Origin of the sequence: Candidatus Amarolinea dominans, assembly GCF_016704685.1 — a bacterium.
GTDB lineage: Bacteria > Chloroflexota > Anaerolineae > SSC4 > Amarolineaceae > Amarolinea > Amarolinea dominans.
This window is the reverse complement of sequence record NZ_JADIZS010000059.1, coordinates 1-15,231: the sequence shown is the minus strand read 5'-3', so window position 1 is coordinate 15,231 and position 15,231 is coordinate 1. Positions and strand designations below refer to the sequence as shown.

The 15,231-nt window shown below is 63.7% G+C and carries 16 protein-coding genes and 2 pseudogenes; 1 reads left to right on the top strand and 17 read right to left on the bottom strand.

The window, feature by feature from the left end:
* From cas4 to IPF85_RS23675, 7 genes and pseudogenes are all read right to left on the bottom strand, one after another.
* The coding region (gene cas4 / locus IPF85_RS23705; protein ID WP_343410517.1) for a CRISPR-associated protein Cas4 at positions 1 to 408 on the bottom strand (408 nt) is incomplete at its 3' end.
* 189 nt (positions 409 to 597) lie between these two features.
* Positions 598 to 825, bottom strand: a pseudogene (gene cas2, locus IPF85_RS23700) (CRISPR-associated endonuclease Cas2); the annotation flags it as partial.
* Positions 826 to 862: 37 nt separating this feature from the next.
* On the bottom strand, positions 863 to 1,894 hold the full coding sequence (cas1, locus tag IPF85_RS23695; RefSeq protein WP_343410516.1) for a CRISPR-associated endonuclease Cas1: 1,032 nt from the start codon (positions 1,892 to 1,894) through the stop codon (positions 863 to 865).
* A 97-nt stretch (positions 1,895 to 1,991) separates the two neighbouring features.
* Positions 1,992 to 2,969 carry a CRISPR system precrRNA processing endoribonuclease RAMP protein Cas6 gene (gene cas6 / locus IPF85_RS23690; RefSeq protein ID WP_343410515.1) on the bottom strand — a complete coding sequence of 326 codons (978 nt, stop codon included), beginning with the start codon at positions 2,967 to 2,969 and terminating at the stop codon, positions 1,992 to 1,994.
* A 183-nt stretch (positions 2,970 to 3,152) separates the two neighbouring features.
* A complete protein-coding gene (gene cas3 / locus IPF85_RS23685; RefSeq protein ID WP_343410514.1) occupies positions 3,153 to 5,546 on the bottom strand; it encodes a CRISPR-associated helicase Cas3' in 2,394 nt (797 codons plus the stop codon).
* On the bottom strand, positions 5,539 to 6,279 hold the full coding sequence (cas5, locus tag IPF85_RS23680; protein WP_343410513.1) for a CRISPR-associated protein Cas5: 741 nt from the start codon (positions 6,277 to 6,279) through the stop codon (positions 5,539 to 5,541). The genes cas3 and cas5 overlap by 8 nt, the downstream gene beginning before the upstream one ends.
* A 33-nt stretch (positions 6,280 to 6,312) precedes the next feature.
* Complete coding sequence (locus tag IPF85_RS23675) at positions 6,313 to 6,924, bottom strand: hypothetical protein (protein ID WP_343410512.1); 612 nt, start codon at positions 6,922 to 6,924, stop codon at positions 6,313 to 6,315.
* Positions 6,925 to 6,962: 38 nt separating this feature from the next.
* On the opposite strand from IPF85_RS23675, the gene IPF85_RS23670 reads away from it, so the two are divergent.
* Positions 6,963 to 7,115 carry a hypothetical protein gene (locus IPF85_RS23670; protein ID WP_343410511.1) on the top strand — a complete coding sequence of 51 codons (153 nt, stop codon included), beginning with the start codon at positions 6,963 to 6,965 and terminating at the stop codon, positions 7,113 to 7,115.
* A gap of 9 nt (positions 7,116 to 7,124) precedes the next feature.
* Here the strand turns inward: IPF85_RS23670 and IPF85_RS23665 are convergent, their stop codons facing one another.
* The 10 genes and pseudogenes from IPF85_RS23665 to cas10 all read right to left on the bottom strand — a co-directional run bounded on the left by IPF85_RS23665 (position 7,125) and on the right by cas10 (position 15,173).
* Positions 7,125 to 7,397: a hypothetical protein gene (locus tag IPF85_RS23665; RefSeq protein WP_343410510.1), complete on the bottom strand. Its 273-nt coding sequence runs from the start codon at positions 7,395 to 7,397 to the stop codon at positions 7,125 to 7,127.
* Positions 7,398 to 7,400: 3 nt separating this feature from the next.
* Entirely contained in the window at positions 7,401 to 8,906 is a 1,506-nt protein-coding gene (gene cas8a1 / locus IPF85_RS23660; protein ID WP_343410509.1) for a type I-B CRISPR-associated protein Cas8b1/Cst1, read from the bottom strand.
* A 173-nt stretch (positions 8,907 to 9,079) separates the two neighbouring features.
* The gene (csx15, locus tag IPF85_RS23655; protein ID WP_343410508.1) at positions 9,080 to 9,463 is read right to left on the bottom strand and encodes a CRISPR-associated protein Csx15; all 384 of its coding nucleotides are present in this window, start codon (positions 9,461 to 9,463) and stop codon (positions 9,080 to 9,082) included.
* 9 nt (positions 9,464 to 9,472) lie between these two features.
* Positions 9,473 to 10,606: a CRISPR-associated protein gene (locus IPF85_RS23650; RefSeq protein WP_343410507.1), complete on the bottom strand. Its 1,134-nt coding sequence runs from the start codon at positions 10,604 to 10,606 to the stop codon at positions 9,473 to 9,475.
* Between the two features lie 3 nt (positions 10,607 to 10,609).
* A complete protein-coding gene (cmr6, locus tag IPF85_RS23645) occupies positions 10,610 to 11,779 on the bottom strand; it encodes a type III-B CRISPR module RAMP protein Cmr6 (protein WP_343410506.1) in 1,170 nt (389 codons plus the stop codon).
* A 23-nt stretch (positions 11,780 to 11,802) separates the two neighbouring features.
* Positions 11,803 to 12,204, bottom strand: coding sequence for a type III-B CRISPR module-associated protein Cmr5 (gene cmr5 / locus IPF85_RS23640; RefSeq protein WP_343410505.1), 402 nt, complete (start codon positions 12,202 to 12,204; stop codon positions 11,803 to 11,805).
* Complete coding sequence (locus IPF85_RS23635; RefSeq protein WP_343410504.1) at positions 12,201 to 12,722, bottom strand: RAMP superfamily CRISPR-associated protein; 522 nt, start codon at positions 12,720 to 12,722, stop codon at positions 12,201 to 12,203. The genes cmr5 and IPF85_RS23635 overlap by 4 nt, the downstream gene beginning before the upstream one ends.
* A 68-nt stretch (positions 12,723 to 12,790) precedes the next feature.
* Positions 12,791 to 13,081: pseudogene (cmr4, locus tag IPF85_RS23630) on the bottom strand (type III-B CRISPR module RAMP protein Cmr4); the annotation flags it as partial.
* A 49-nt stretch (positions 13,082 to 13,130) separates the two neighbouring features.
* Complete coding sequence (locus IPF85_RS23625) at positions 13,131 to 14,546, bottom strand: type III-B CRISPR module-associated Cmr3 family protein (RefSeq protein WP_343410503.1); 1,416 nt, start codon at positions 14,544 to 14,546, stop codon at positions 13,131 to 13,133.
* Between the two features lie 3 nt (positions 14,547 to 14,549).
* Positions 14,550 to 15,173 (bottom strand): type III-B CRISPR-associated protein Cas10/Cmr2, encoded by a 624-nt coding sequence (cas10, locus tag IPF85_RS23620; RefSeq protein ID WP_343410518.1) that lies wholly within the window; start codon positions 15,171 to 15,173, stop codon positions 14,550 to 14,552.
* Positions 15,174 to 15,231 lie beyond the last annotated feature (58 nt).

Genomic DNA, 15,231 nt, shown 5'->3' with positions numbered 1-15,231 from the left:
CGGTATGGGGTAGATATACCCCTGCTCCGCCCGCTTGTGCAGACACTCCTCCACCAACACCGCATACGCCGCCAACTGCAAGCGAATGTTCGGCCCTGTCTCTGTCGCCAGCTTGTAGTCCACCGGCCAGGCCACATCCTCTTGTCCATCTGGCGCCACCAGCAGCAGATCTATCATGCCGCTCAAGCCCAGCGCTTCGCTGTACAGGCGCTTGTTGAACTCTCGCTCCGCAGTTTGCACGCCGTAGGCCTGCAACGAACGTCGGTGTTCGCGCGTCTCCTCCTCCTCATGCGCCTCCTGCCCCGCTTCCATCTTGTCGGTTGTTGGCCGGATGCGCGGCAAACACACTTCGTAATACAGCACGCGGGCACAGTACACATACTGCTTGATATCCGTCACGGTAAACATGACAACCTCCTCGCAACCGCAAGGCCATCTGCTGACCAGGCAACCTCCGGCTCGCACGCCTGCCAAACCATACCGCCTGACCCGTTTCCCCTGTCATCAAATCTCCTCGTCATCACGGTCCGCCTCCTCAGCATGCTCCCCGTGTTTCCCTGGGCCACCACTGCCGGCCTTCTCCGCCACCAGGACCTCGATCCGCCGCGCCCAGTCTTCAGCGCAGATCGTAAAGAGCTGCACGCTCGCCGGTTTTCTGCCCACTCGCCGCCGAATCTTCATCATCAACGCCTCCTGATAATTGCGACTCAGATTGCCGCTGAACGCGCTGAACTGAATGCGATCCAACCCATAGTCCAGGCACGCCGCGGCCACCGTCGTGCGCACCTTGTCATCGCTGATGTCATAGATCACTATCGTCATCATGCTCAGGCTCCCAGAACCTACAACCCATGCCCCATGCCTAAAACCGGGCCACGTAGGGCTCGAATTCGACGCGGTCGCCACGCAAAAAGGTGGCCAGCTCCCGCGCCTGCATCTGGATGATCTGGCGCAGGCCAAACTGTTTGTCATGGTACTCTGTGGGTCGCTCCAACCGATCCAAAACCCGCTCGGCCAGCCCCCTCCGGCACGCCTCCGCCAACAGCCCCTTGTCGTCGCGTTCGATCTCCCCACCCTTGTTCAGAAAGTTCAACAGCGCCCGATCTACCACCGGTTGCCGAAACGGCTCCACCAGGTCGAAGACCAGGCTCGGCTTCCCTGGCCGATCCGCATGCACGAAGCCCGCATACGGATCCAGCCCGGCCAACACGATCGCCCGCTCCACCTGCCCGTAGAGAATGCCGTAACCATAGTTCAACGCACTGTTGACCGGATCCAGCGCGCCGCGCCCCGTGCGTCCGGGCCATTCCAGATTCTTGGGCAGCAGCGCCGCAAAGCCACGCCAATAGTGCTGCGCCCCCTGCCCCTCCACCGCCAACAGCGACTCGCGCAGCGTCTCGATGTGGGCCGCTTCCGGCAAAACACGCAACGCCTCATCAGCCTTGACCAGCACCTCCGTCATCGCGTCACGCAGGATCGCATACACCTCCGGCGCCGACTCCTGCCGATACTTGGCCGCATAACGCAACAGCCCGGCTTGATTTTGCAGCTTGGCCCGCGCCACTGCGCGCGCCAGGGTCAACGCGATTTTTTCGTCATACGCCTTGAGCTGCGCACGCCGCGTCCGCACCGTGCCCGTCAGCCCGGCCGAGTAGACCGCGGCATACGCCCGTCCCCGGCTGTCCACAAAGTGAATCGGAATGCCCTCCTCACAACAGGCCGCCAGCACATCGCTCGACACGCTCACGCCGTTGCTGGCCACCACAATCGTCTGCAGATGCAACAGTGGCGCCTCCGCCACGATCTTATCCTTCACCGTCACCACCACGCGCCCCTGCTTCTTCCCCACAAAGGCGCCATACTCCTCCACCACCAAATTCTCGATAATCGGCATCGCTCCCCTCCCTTCTCCCTTCTCCCTTCTCCCTTCTCCCCTCCGCATTCAGCATTCAGCACTCAGCACTTTGTACTTTGCACTCAGCACTTTGCACTTATGCCACCTCATACCACCCATTGCCCTTCACCGTGTTCTTGCCCACCTGCGTCACCTGCCCCCACAGCAGCCACGGCAGCAATTGCTCCCAATGCTCGCTGGTGTAGGTGGCCTGCCCCGTGAAGCCGCCGATGGGTGTGGCATAGTGCTTCTGGCGTGATGGGCTGTGCAGGTCCACCCACTGGGTCTCGTCAACCAGCAGCCGTACCTCATCGGCCAGCGGCAGCAGGCGCTCCACATCCACCGGCAGCGTCTCCCCATCCGCGTACCAGTGCGTCAACTGTCGCAACCGCCCCAGTGCGCGTTCGAACAGGGTGATGAAAACCGGCGAATGAGCTAGCATCTCCCCATCCACCAGGCGGGTGGGTGTCAGAAAATTGACATTCACTCGATTACCCTGCCCACGCGCCTGCGCGGCCAGCCGCGCCGCAGCCGCATCCACATCGCCCTGGGTCACCGCCAACTCCGGTGCTTCCACCAGCTTCGATCCCTCAGTCACCAGTAGTTGGCGCATCTCTGTGTATGGATTGAGCGCCCACACCCGGCGCAAAAGAGCACGTCCGCGCTGCCCGTTTTGCACCGGACGCCCCACGCCCGTTTCCCCCATCAGCGCCGTGGCGACCACCAGATAAGGAAACAGACTGGCGGCCTGCGCACCGAACAACGTCAGCCCAAAACGCCAGCGTGTACCTGGCTGCAAATCGGTTGGCGTGCGCACGGGAGGCCGCAGCGCCAATGCCCGTGGCACATCCTTGCCGCGGGTGCTCTCCGGCTCCTCGCGCGCCAATAACCAGCACGCCGGGCAATAGGTTTGATGATTAGGGTCAAGGCTGGCTCGTGTGCCGGGCGGCGCCGGGCAAAAGTGGCGCGACAGCGTCGCATAGAGCGCCGCGCGCAGCGCCGTGCCGCTGTGTTCATACAGCCCCAGTCGCGTCGTCGCTTCCATCTCGAATTCCAGGCAATGTAGCGTAAGCATCCTTTCCTCCTGTCATACACATTTTCAACGCAGGGACGCCAGGGCGCAGAGCCGCAAAGGCCGCCCGAAAAAGCGCCCCGTAGGTCACGCCTCCGGCGTGACAACGCCGTCTGCCACAAAACACTCTCCTCTCACCCTCTCACCCTCTCACCCTCTCACCCTCTCACCCTCTCACCCTCTCACCTAGATCCCATCATCCTCGATCGGCCCGGCCGGCGCCCCCGATCCCAGGCCCATCCGGCCATCGTACGTCACCTTCACCACGGACGGCAGCCCTTCGCCGGCCGGATAGACCAGGCCCGCGTGCTTGAGCGCATGGTAGCGCCCCCAACTGATCGGCACCAACAGCTCGGCCGCCAGGATCGGCTCTTCGTGGCGTTGGCGCTCGTATTCGTCCCACAGGCTGGCCGGCAGCACCTCGATGCTGTCGAACGCCCGATAGAACTGTTCTTCCAGTTCCGGCGCGGCCTGGAACGGGCGCAGCGTGCGAATGCACACCGCCTCGAACTCAGTGGCCGCCTTGCTGAAGGCTGCGCGCCAACGCGTTTCCACCTCACCCGCGTAGATTTCATCCAGCCACCCGCCCACCGCGCCTTCATCAATGCCTTGATCCTGCAGCCGCTCCAGCACCGCCAGCGTGCGCTGCACCAGGAGCGCGTCATACACCTTCTGCCCGTCGGCCGGTTCGCGGAAGACATGCACAGGCGCCAGGTCGCGCTGCCGTCTGCGGCGATTGACGCGGCCAAAGCGCTGAATCAAGGCCTCCAGCGGCGCCGGGTCCGAGTAGATCGTGTCCAGGTCAATATCCAGGCTCACCTCAACCACCTGGGTTGAAACCAGGACCAGCGGACGCCGTTGGGCACTATCGCCCCCCGTTGCCTCACGGATCAACCGCTCCTTGAAGGCGCGGTCGCGCAGGTTGAAGCGCCCGTGCAGCAGCTCGATCGCGACGCCGGCCTCATCCAAGCGGGCGTGCAGCGCCGCGCACAGCGCCTGCGCCCGATCTACCCGGTTACTGGTCACCAACACCGACTTGCCGGCCCGGGCATCGGCCTCGATACGGTCCAGCGCGGCGTCTGACAGAAGTTCGCCCGGCAGCAGCCGCAGGCGATGACGCTGAAAGGCCTGGAAAAGGCCAGCATCGGCCACGATCTCGGCCGGCCCCGCCAGCGCCTCACGCAGCCACTCCTTGATGAGCGAGGGAAAGGTGGCCGACATCACCAGGAAGCGCGCGTGAAAGCGCTGCGCGAGAAAACGGATCGTCGTCAGAATCAACGCCAGGCGCTCCACCTCATACGCATGAATTTCGTCGAAGATGAAAACGGCGTCGTGGTAATCACTGAACAACGCCTCGTAGCCTGGCAACCGGTAGAACCCTTTGAGAATCTGATAGGGGCTGAAGATGCGCACCGGCTGTTGATTCAACTGCGCCAGGTTCAGCATCCAGCGCGCCTGGGCCGCGGCCTGCGCCGGCTCGTCCGTGCGTTCCATCAGCAAACGATAGAGTGAGAGCAGCCCGCGGCCGTGCTGCAGCCCCACCCGATCGCTGCCATAAATCAAGCCCAGCCGCAGTTGCATGGCGTTCATGCTGGCCTGATAGGGCAGCGTATAGAAAAGGCGTGGCACGCTGCTGGCGCTGCGAGCCTGGCACGCGGCCCAGAGGAGCGCGGCCTCCGTCTTGCCGCTGCCGGTGGGCGCGGTCAGCAGCAGCGACCCGAGCGTCTCCCCGGCCTGGCGTTGGTGAGCAAAGAGCCTGTCCGGGGTCAAAGAACGGCTACGGAGGCCGCTGAGCACAGCATCCGCGGCGAACACGGGTTGGGGCAGGCGCGGCGCGTGCGCCGAGGCGCCATGGTCGGCGTTGATCATAAAACCACGCAAGGCCAGCGTGGCCACAATCGTCCCGGGATCAGCCTGGCGGCCCAGACTATCATGGAAGCGGCGATAGACCTGCAGCCAGGCATAGATGCGCGGCGCGCCCTGCTGCCGCACCAGGCGCACCGCAGCGGTCAGCGGCGGCAACGCGATCGGCGCGGCGCCCAGCGCATCCAGATCGAGCGCGGCGAACCATTCCGCCGGGCAGTCGTGCAGCCAGCGCCACAGGCCCTGCACGGTGATCTCGCTCAGCTCCGCCACCCGCGGCGGCAATTGGTCATCGTCCGCGTCAGCGGGCGGCGCGTACGCGCGCAGAATCGCGGCCGCGTCCTTGTGGTGTGCCACAATCGCGGCGACCAGCCAGACCTGCTCATCCTGCGTGAAACCAGGCGCGATCCAATCCACAAAAGCCAGCGACAGCACCTCATGGCGATGCGGCCAGCGTTTGCCGCCGCGCAACACCGCCTGAAAGCCGCTGGCCGCCTTGCCGCAGTCGTGCAGCAAGGCGGCCCAGGCCAAAATGTGCCACAGACGCGGCGCGCCCAGCCGCGCCGGCAGCGTCGGTCGCAGGTGTGCCACATCGGCCAGGCGCGTCAGCACGGTCCAGGTGTGCTGCGCCAGGGTTTCGGGCTGATTCCCGGCGCCCTTGGGCGCGCTTTTGGCCCAGATCGTGTCGAGCCAGTCCGGCCAACGCAATTCACTCATCGCCTTCCCCGTCGAAGTTCAGAAAGGCCAGCCCGCGCTGCGCCCCGTGATCGTCAGGGGTGGTGGGGTCCACCCAGAAACGGGGCGCAGGCGCGTCAGCAAACTGAAAGCCCTGCTCGTTGGGCAGGCGCACCCGCTCCGTCAGCGCCACATAGCGGCTGAACTGGGGCGTGCGGCGCCGTTCATAATCCAGAAAGCGCGGCATGAGCAGGGTGACGCCGCGCATCACCTGCAGCGCCATGCGGTAAGGCAGCAGCGTATGTTCGAAGTAGGCGTGATCGGCCTCCGCTAACTCGACCACGCGCACATCAACATAAGCGAACAAATCCTGTGAGCGCCCCAGGATGACGGCGTAGCGCGGGCTGCGGAAAGCCGACAGCCATTCCGGGCGATTGATATACAGCGTCAGCCGCGGGAAAAAGAGCAGCTCGCGCTCGAACGGGTTGACATTGCCCTCCAACACCTTTGGGATCTGCGTGCCCGGCAGCTTGCCCGTGGCCGGCGACAGCACAATCGTGTGCTCCTTGTCACGCAGCGGCTGCAGATTCTGGTGGGTGAAACAGTAGCCGAACTGCAAACCGGCCGGATCCGCCCACTCCCCCAGCGCGCTGCAGATATGCCCATAGATCGTTGCCGGCGGCGGCATCGGATAACTGGGCTGCACCCCTTGCATGAAGTGCGGATAGCGAAACGATGTGGTCAGACCTTCGGCCACAATTCTCAGTACCTTCATGGCCTCCTCGCTTTCATCAACTGCCAGGCCCGCCTAATCAAGCCAACCCTCATGCCCAGGCGCCGCCAACGCAGCCGCCATCGCCTGGAACGCGACGCGCGGATGCGCGATCTGAATCTGGCCGCGGAAGGGTGCCAGCAGGCCGCCGTCCTGCAGCGCCTGCTCGAAACGGCCGCGCTCGTCATCCAGGTAGCCGCGCGTCCAACCGATGTAGACAGCCGACAGCAGATCGTCCGCGAAGACGGTCAGCGCCTCAGCCAGCGCATCCAGCTTGAACTCAGGCTGGCCGCGGCCGGTCGCGCCCACGACATGGCCGAAGATGTGATTGCCGCCCCTGGTCACCGCCATGATCGTCAGGGCCGGCGCCACATCGGTGTAATGCAGGGTCTGCTTGGCGCCCCCCTCCAGATGCGCCAGCCCTTCGAAAAGGGTCTTGACGCGCTGCACGCGCTCGGCCAACGGCAGCCGGTACGATTTGTCTGCTGTCACCAGCTCCAACCCTCGCTGACGCGCCATCTCGATACGGCCGTCGTCCAGGTTGCGAAAACCGGTCTTCTGGCGATAGGAAAAGGTGCCGGCCGCGTGCAGGTCGAGCGAAAAGAGGCCCTTGAGCGTGGTGCGGTAGAACTGGTGCTCGTGCGGCACCGGGTCGCCTTCGTGGCGCCATCACGCCGAAATCCTCGGTGACAGAAACCGGTGCGATGGAAACCAGGGTGCTGACCCGGAAGGGCGAGACGCGCGTAATCGTATCGCTGGTAGGCGTCTCGCCGGCCCGGCTGGTGTCGGCCGCGCGCTTCTCCTGCGCAGATTTCTTGCCCGAAGGCGCACGCATGTAGCCGAACAGATCATCGTCCCAGAACAGGATGGGGTTGGCGTCGGTGTAGGCCACCTTCTCCTCGCGATAGATAGGCGCCTTTTGCCAGCCGATCTGCGCATCCTCCAGGGTGGTGCGCAGCCAGTAACGAAAGGCCTGCGGAGACGTAGGGATAGGCGCCATCGCGCGCCTTGATCATCTTGACGCCGACCGTATTATCGGTGCGGGCGCCGGGAATACTGCCCAGGTTGTTCAGCGCCGACGCGGGCGCATCAATCAACAGCAAACCGGTAACGAATGACATGGTTCAATCCTCCTCTGATGCATTGGTTTGACGATTCTCAGCATTCTCAGCCGTCTCAGCAACTTCGGGGATGGCGTCCACGTTCTGGCGCAGCCATCCGTGTTCGTGCAGTTGTTCGATCATACGAATCAAGACAAGATCACGCGCCAGTCGCCAATCGGCATGCGCGACCTCGTCGCCCTCCTCGAAAACGACCAGGTACGGATCCAGCGCGATCAAGGGCGGCTGACCGCGGCGCACATGCGCCATGTTGGCTTTGATCAGCGCGTTGCGCAGGTGCCCGTAGTTTTGCAGCGTGAAGAACTCACGAAAAAAGCGGCGGTCGTTCTGCCCGCTGACGTAGGCAGCCAGGCGATCGCCCAACTGCCGAATCTCGGCGATCCGTTGTTTGTCCATCTGTAAAACCCTCCTCAGAAAACACTCGGTGATTTTCCACGAAACCAACTCGGCCTGATCCCTGACCGAATAGGCGCCGCGGGGATCGGTGGGGACATTGCGCACGGCGCGCAAGGCCACGCGCAGAAAATAGGTGCGAATGAACGTGGGGGCATTGCCCGGCAGGCGAAAAAGGTCCTCGTAGAGCCAGTTGCGCCGCGGTTTGAACTCAGCCGCGGGAACGGCGGCCTTGTTGCCCTTGGGCGGCGGCGGCGGCAGCTCCCAGGCGCGGCGCACCACAGCCGCCCAGTCCGCGTGATATTCGGCCAGGTGCATTTCGTGCAGGAAACCGATGATTTGCAGCGGCAGATGATAGAGATCGAGCGCCACACCCTGGCCGCTGTTGGTCAGATGATAGGCGGTGATGGAGAAGGGGCGCTCGTCTGCGCGCCGCTCACGCTGCATCACCGCGGCGTCCAACAGGGTGTGGACCAGCAGCGTGCGTTGAGATTGCGACGCTTCGGGCAGCTTGGTCTCCCCGGCCGCCTGCGCCAGTTGAATCGCCAGGCGGTTCTTCTGCAGAAAATCGGCAGCGAAGTGCAAGATCACCTCCTCGTTGTCGGAATGGACGGCCAGCAGTTTGCCGCCCGACTTGGCGCAGCCCAGGGGAAAGGCCTGAATGGCGAGCAGCGCCCAGCCGGAGACGGGCAAGCCCGCGTCGCCGCCGGGGTGAAAATTGATCACATCTTCGCCGGTCAGCAGAGGCACGTGCTGGCGAAACGTGCGCCCCGGCAGCAGCGTTTCGCCAAACGCGATGGCGCTGGCCGGCTCCCCGGTGAAGACGCAGGTTTCTGCGCCTGGCGCCTGTTCCTGGCGATAGGCGCGTGCGACCAGGTTAGCATAGGTCAGGCGTCGTTCCGGGGTTTTCTCGAACGCAGGTTGGGTGAAACCCGAGTTGGGAAAGGCCACCGTCAGGAACGACTTGAGCGGCTGGCGCACATATTCGGCCGTCACATAATCAGCCATGCGCTCCAGATCGGCCTCCGTCACTTCTTCGGGTCGCTGGCGTCGGTTGAAGAGGGTGATCACAGCCACACCCACATCCACGAGCGGATGTCCCGTAAAACGTATCATGCAGACTCCTCCTTTCTGATGAAAAATAACTGCTCAGGCGGCCAGCCGCCGAATGAATTCGGGGCGAAAGGGCGTTCCGCCGCCAGGTCGGCCTGCGCCGACCGCCATTGCGTCCACGCAGGTGGACGCCCGGCGGAACGCCCACCAGGCGCGATTTCAATCGCTCTCGCCTGTTATCTGCCGCGCTGGCGGGCTGTGTCGCGGATGGCCTGAATGTTCAGGATTTCGGCCACCTCGAAGCGCGGCGGCACCGCGCCGGCCACCGGGCGCAGGCGCACGCAGGCCGGGAAATAGCCCATGCGGCCGTGCAGCTCGGCCAGCAGCGTCACCGCGCTGTAGTTGAGCGAGGGCGGATTGACCAGGATGGCTTCGTTCTGCCACTCCATCGGCGTCAGGCCCGCGGCATCGGCCATCGCCGTGACTTGCGGCGCCAGGGGCTGCTGCGCATCCATCTGATTGCGCACCTCCAGCACACGCTGGACAGGCGCCTGCAGCAGCGCCTCGATGGCCGCCATCTGCTCGGCGCTCAGTGGGTGGGAGAAATTGAGAAGGATCATGGGATTACCTCACGGGTTGTCATTGATGGCATGTTCGCCGTAGCGACGCAGGCGCAGCGCCCCATCCTCCACGGTGCAGCTAATGCGGCGGCCCTGGGTCACACGAAAATGACCAATCGGGCGGCCGCTCTGCGAAAATTGATTCCTGTAAACTTCGTACAGAAGGCCGCCATCACGTTTGAGCGATGCGCTGTCGCCGGCGCTGTCCTCGAGCAAACCAGAAACACGAGCTAACGACTCCTGTACCTCTGTTCGCTGCTGGGCATCTGCGCCCTTGAAATCCTTGCGGAACTGATCTGTGAACTGTAGACGCAGAAAAGGCAACAAATCCGCGCCGAGCAACTCCTCGCGCACGCGGTTCCACACCAGCGCGCCCCAATCCGAGAGACTGGCAGAGCCGGACTCGTCGATGTCGAGCAGACCGGCGGGCACACCACTCACCTGTTCCACGGCATAGACGTGGCCCTGCGCCATCATGGCTAACTCCACGCGGCTTTCACGCAGAGCGCCCACGTCAATCTGCAGCGGCAGGCGTGGAATACTGAGCAATTTCGAACCAGTCTCGAAAATATAGATCATCTCATCGGCGTAGAACATCCCCATGATGCTCAGGTAGCCCTGCAGACTCTTGAAGGCAGCCGTCAGATTGAACACGACATGATAGCCCGCGCTGCGGTAGCCGGGGATCGTGTCTTCACACCAGCGAATCAGTTGTTTCATGCCGCTGGAAAAGGTCAGCGGGTCGGCGGTAGATAAGGCGGCCGGAATGTAGACATCGGCTGTCAACCCCTGGCTGCGCAGGAAGTCGCAGATGATTGCCGCCGCCAGCCGGCCCAATGCCGTGTCGGTTGCCACCAGGAAATGAATGTCTCCTGACCCCCCGGTAGGGAGCTTGTCATCGTAAAGGCCGTAGATTCCGTTCAACTCCGCGCTCAGTTTGCGGTTCACTACAACGTCGCCTGCGCGCAATCTGGCGGTCACGCGCTGCGCCAGTTCCTGCGCTTTTGCCTCCACATCGTCAGGCAAGCGGGCCGCGTTGGTCGCCTGATTGAATTTCTGTCTCCAGGCCCCTTCCGTCGAATCCAACGCATTGAGCAGTGGGCTGATGCCCACCGTGCTTAACACAAATCGCTTCGTTGCCATTATTCACCTCACTGACTTGCGCACTGACACAACCGTGCGTCGGCCATCGGCCGTCTCCTCCGTCACGTATTCCACCGTCGTCCGGTCGGGCAAATTATCCATGCCCAACTTCTTCCAATCAACTCGCGAGCGCAGTTGCGGATCGTCCAGGTCGTGAATCATGGCACGCCCCTGATCGTATTTGACGCGCCCGTGTCGCGTCGAGCGAGCTGCTGCGGGCGCTACCACCGTTGGCGGCGGCGAGACAACGGCCGCGGTCTGCGCCGGCGCACCGGCTGGCGCGGCCGCGGTCTCCACGGCCACAAAATAGCCGTACCCGGCGCTGGTTTTGGCGCCCGCGCCCAGGTTGAGCAGTCCCTGGGTGAGCCAGGTCTGGGCGGTACGGCGATAGTTTTTCGTGTGTTCGTCCAGCGATCCGCGCCAGCCGACAGCGAACTGAAACGCCTCACCCGCAGCCACCGTGAGAAAGTAAACAGGAATGGGGTTCTGCGAATCGGTAGGAAAGGTATCAGTACCCTGGTAATACTTGGGATAGTGCGGGTTCATGATGTCCAGGTCGAGCGTTGGCACAGCGGCCACGGCCGGGATGGCATCCAGAAAGATGGCCTGGCCGGCGTTGGCCGTTGTGCCGAACAGCTCACGCCACCCATCCGCGGTGCGTCGCGCCACAGCCGCACTTTTGGGCGCCTGGGCGAGGGCCGGCCATTCTTTCTCGAATTTCTCGTTGTCGTCCTGGCTGAGCGCAGCATCGAGGCGCCCCAGGTCGGCGACATCCAGCGCCTCCGCCACCCGCAACAGCCCCCACGCCCGCGCCAGCCCCTTCAGGCTGCTGCCGGGCAGGATGGGAAAGCCGTAACGGTGAAACGTGAAGCCCACCTCCAGCGGCCCCTTGCGCCCCAGGCCCGTCACCAGGCGCCAGTCGGTGCGCAGCGTGAATGGCTCCGCCTGCACCGCCGCAGCCGTCTGCTGCCAGCGCGTCTGCCAGGCCTTGAGCAGCGCGTCATCCGCACGCGTCGCCGCCCGCTTGACGGCCAGCAGGCCATTCTTCTTGGCCTCTTGATCGTTCCACCAGTCTGGGGCAAAGCGATCGAAGATCAGACCGGCATTTTGACTGGACTGCGGAGACTGCGCCCGCCAGGCCGTCAGGGTTCGCCGCAGCAATGGATAGTCCATCGGTTATCTCCCTTCTTGCCGTTTCACTTTTCCTCGCCCAGTTCGGCTTCGGCAAAGCGTTTGAGCCACACCAGCAGGGCCAGCGTTTCCACGGTCGCCTGCCGGTACCCATCGGTTGTAGCGTTGTCGCCGGTGATCCAACCAAGCAATCCTTTCTCATGGCTCCAGTGAAATCGTTCTTCCATCACCCACCGGGAAACGTCCTGCAGGAGCCTGGCATGTTCATTTTGCTGCGCCTTGCCGGCCTTGAAGCCGTTAGCGCGCCAGAAGGCCAGCGTCTGCCCCAGGCCGTTCGTTTGCACATCGGCCGGCGCGCCGCGCGCCAGTTGGCCGTACTTCTTGGCGAAGCCCTTCTTCTTGACCTCATCGATCCGCTGCCAGGCGTAGTTCGCCCGTCTCTGCTCCAGCGATGGTTGCCCGCTCATGCCACCCCTCCTGTCATCCGAATGGCCGTGATGCCCTGCCCGGTCGTTTCATCGCCGCCAACCTGCAGCCGCTTCAGGTTCAAGCCCTCCAGCTTCTGTAGAATCTGCAAGCCGCTCAGCTCCACGTTGGGCCGCCGGGCCGGCGTCGCCATCAGCGGCGCGTAGAGCAGCGTATCCACCGGCAGGCTCTCCGAAGTCCACAGGGCGCCGTTGTCCACCGTTTTCGTGTTTGGATTGAGCTTGATGTGCGTCTGCACCTCGGTGCTGTAAAGGACAAAATCCCGAAACGCATCCTCAGGCAGGATGCAGAGCCGGGCCGGCAGCGCACTGCGCCAGTAGTCGTACTCTCGTTCTGGCCGCAACGCGTGGTCGGCCAGCCAGGCGCCGATCGTCTGCACCAACTTCTGCTGATCCCGGTTGGGCTTGAAACTGAACTCCTCCAGCACCACGCTGTCGCCGGCCAACAGCGTTGCGCTGTTGACCCAGGCTTCGTCCGTGCCCGGCGATGCGGTTGGCAAGGCCCATCCGGATCCTGGCCGGCCCTGACCGCATCGCGCTGAAAGCGCGCCAGCACATCCAGGCTGGTCGTCCAGGCAAACACGCCGGACAACGAACGCACCGGAAAGAGGAGAATGCGCGCATCGCCCACCGACAGCGCGCCGGCATGGTCGCTGGCCTGAGCCGTTTCCGGCCCGAAGATGACAAACTCATCCTCCTGCGACAGCCGGCCGTGGGTCTCGGCGCGCAGCGCGCCTTTCAGGCTACTCGCCTGCACCATCGGGTAGCCGGTGCTGCGCTCGCGCTGGATGGGAAGGTCCACCGTTCCCAGGCTGCGCGCAGCGCCCACATGCAGCGGCGTTTCGACATAAATAAACATCAGTGATTTTGCATCGAACATCGGTCATTCCTCCTTGTGCAAAAGAACATCAGGCGGGCGCAATGACAACCTGGCCAAAGCCGATTTCAGCGCCCCAGTCGGTGATGGCGTGCTGGATCAGGTCAGGGCGCAAGCGCGCCTGACAATCACTGGAAAAGAGATACACACTACCGGCCGGCACAAAACGCCGGGCGGGACGATGAGCGCCGGCCTCGGCGGCCGGTGCGGCCCAATCAAAGCCCCCCACGCTCTCGTAGCGATGGATGGCCGTCGCTTGCAGGCTGACCTGGCCCTGGAAAAACTGGCCCCAGTCCGCTGGCCGCCAACCGTGGGCGAACCACGTTGGCGTCGCAAAGTAGATCTTGAAGCGTGGCGGCAATTCAGAAAACGTTGAGGCCGGCCACGCGAGTGGGGCTTTCAGTATTGAAAAATAAGCGCCGCGACCCTCGCCGCCAATGCGTAGAACGCCGGCATCAGGCCAGTCATCGAAACCGGTTGCCTCAACCCACAAGCCGACGCCAGGTTTTGGGCGCACCACCTGCAGGTCGTACAGCGCGCCCTCGCGCACCGTGCGTCTGGCGCTATCCACCGCGATTCCCACTCGCGACTCTGGTTCGAACAGATCACTGGTGGGAATAGCCGTCACAGCCTTCCCTTGCAGATAATCGCGTAGCGCCTCCCCGGTCAGCCACGCGCCGCCGCCTTCAGCCTTCTGCGGCTCGCCCTCGCTCCAGAACAGTTGTGGCAAGACAGTTTCGGGAATACTGACGGTCACACCATCCGGTCGCGGCCGTGGAGTGCGCGCCTGCAGATGCCCCGCCTGATTGAAGGCATCGGCCGGCGCCGGAAAAAGGTGCATGAGAGAATCGCCTTGCCGGCAAGCCAACAAGGGTCCCCGTACTCGTCGCTGGCCCAGTTCAAGCCCGGCGCCCACGGTTGCGGCCACGGCCACCGGATCTTGTACGTTGACCTGGCACAGCACCAGGTGATGCGAACGGATGGCGCCCTGAATCACGGTCGGATAGGGCGGAAAACGTGAGACCGCGCTGTGATCCTGTCCTGCGTCGAAGGGGCGGCCGTCACGAAAGAGCCAGACATCTACTGCTTCCAAGAAAAGTTGCATGGCAGTCATCTCCTGGTTCACCTCAGCCTCCATCCTGGCCGCGTTGGGCCACAACGAGCCAACACCAGCCAGCGCGCCATCTCCAGGAAACCCGTCATCGGCCCAGACGCTTGCTTCTCCGCATCGTCGGCCGGCCATCTCCAGGAAACCCGCCGTCGGCCCAGACGCTTCCTGGCGTGGAATTACATCGTCGAGCGCAAGCGACCAGTCGGCCAAATCGTCGGCTATCTTCTCCACGGCTGCACTGGGAAGAACCGGGTTCTTGTGGCGGCCGAGCAATTGCTTGAGCAGCGCTTTCTGGGCTTCAGGCGGAAGCCCGCCGGCAACCGGCGCCTGCGCCAAGCCTCATAGGCCAGCCGCGTGAACAGCGTTTTGGCCTGGAAATGCTGTACGACTTGATCGAAAGCTCCACCCAGTCGAACGCCTCTCCCAGCGGCTGCGCACATCATATTCCTCGCCGCTGCGCTTGAGCACACGAATGCACACCGCAGCCTTCTTGCGGGTCTCATCCGTGGCCGACCGCAGGCGCTTCGCCTGCTTTTCAGCCTGACGAGCCGCCTGCAGGGCGCGCCCCAGGGGGAACAGGTGATGGGCGATGCTGATGCCGGCCGAGCAGGAGCCGCCGGTCATCTGCTCGAACCAGCCGGCCAGCGTGCGAGCCACATCGAAGGCCGTGGAGAGCGGCGCTAATGCCAGCACGTCATCGCCGCCGTTGTAGATCAGCGTGGCAAATGACGGTGTCTCCTGGCCGGCCGCATTGACGCAGAGCTTTTCGATCTGCCGGACATGGGCGGCAAATGCGCTCAGTTTCAAGCTCAAGGCGCGGTGCTGATCCTCGGCAAACGCCGGTTCGGTCAGGCAGGCCGTCACCCGCTGCCCCATGCTGTCGCCGTCCACGGCGATGATGGCATAGTACGGCGAGGGACGCCAGTCCACATCTTTGTAGAGATCGCGCAACGCCTGGCGCACTGCCGGCAATGACCCGCTGGCGCCAGGTCGTAACTATCCTGCAGGCGCTCGGCCGTCA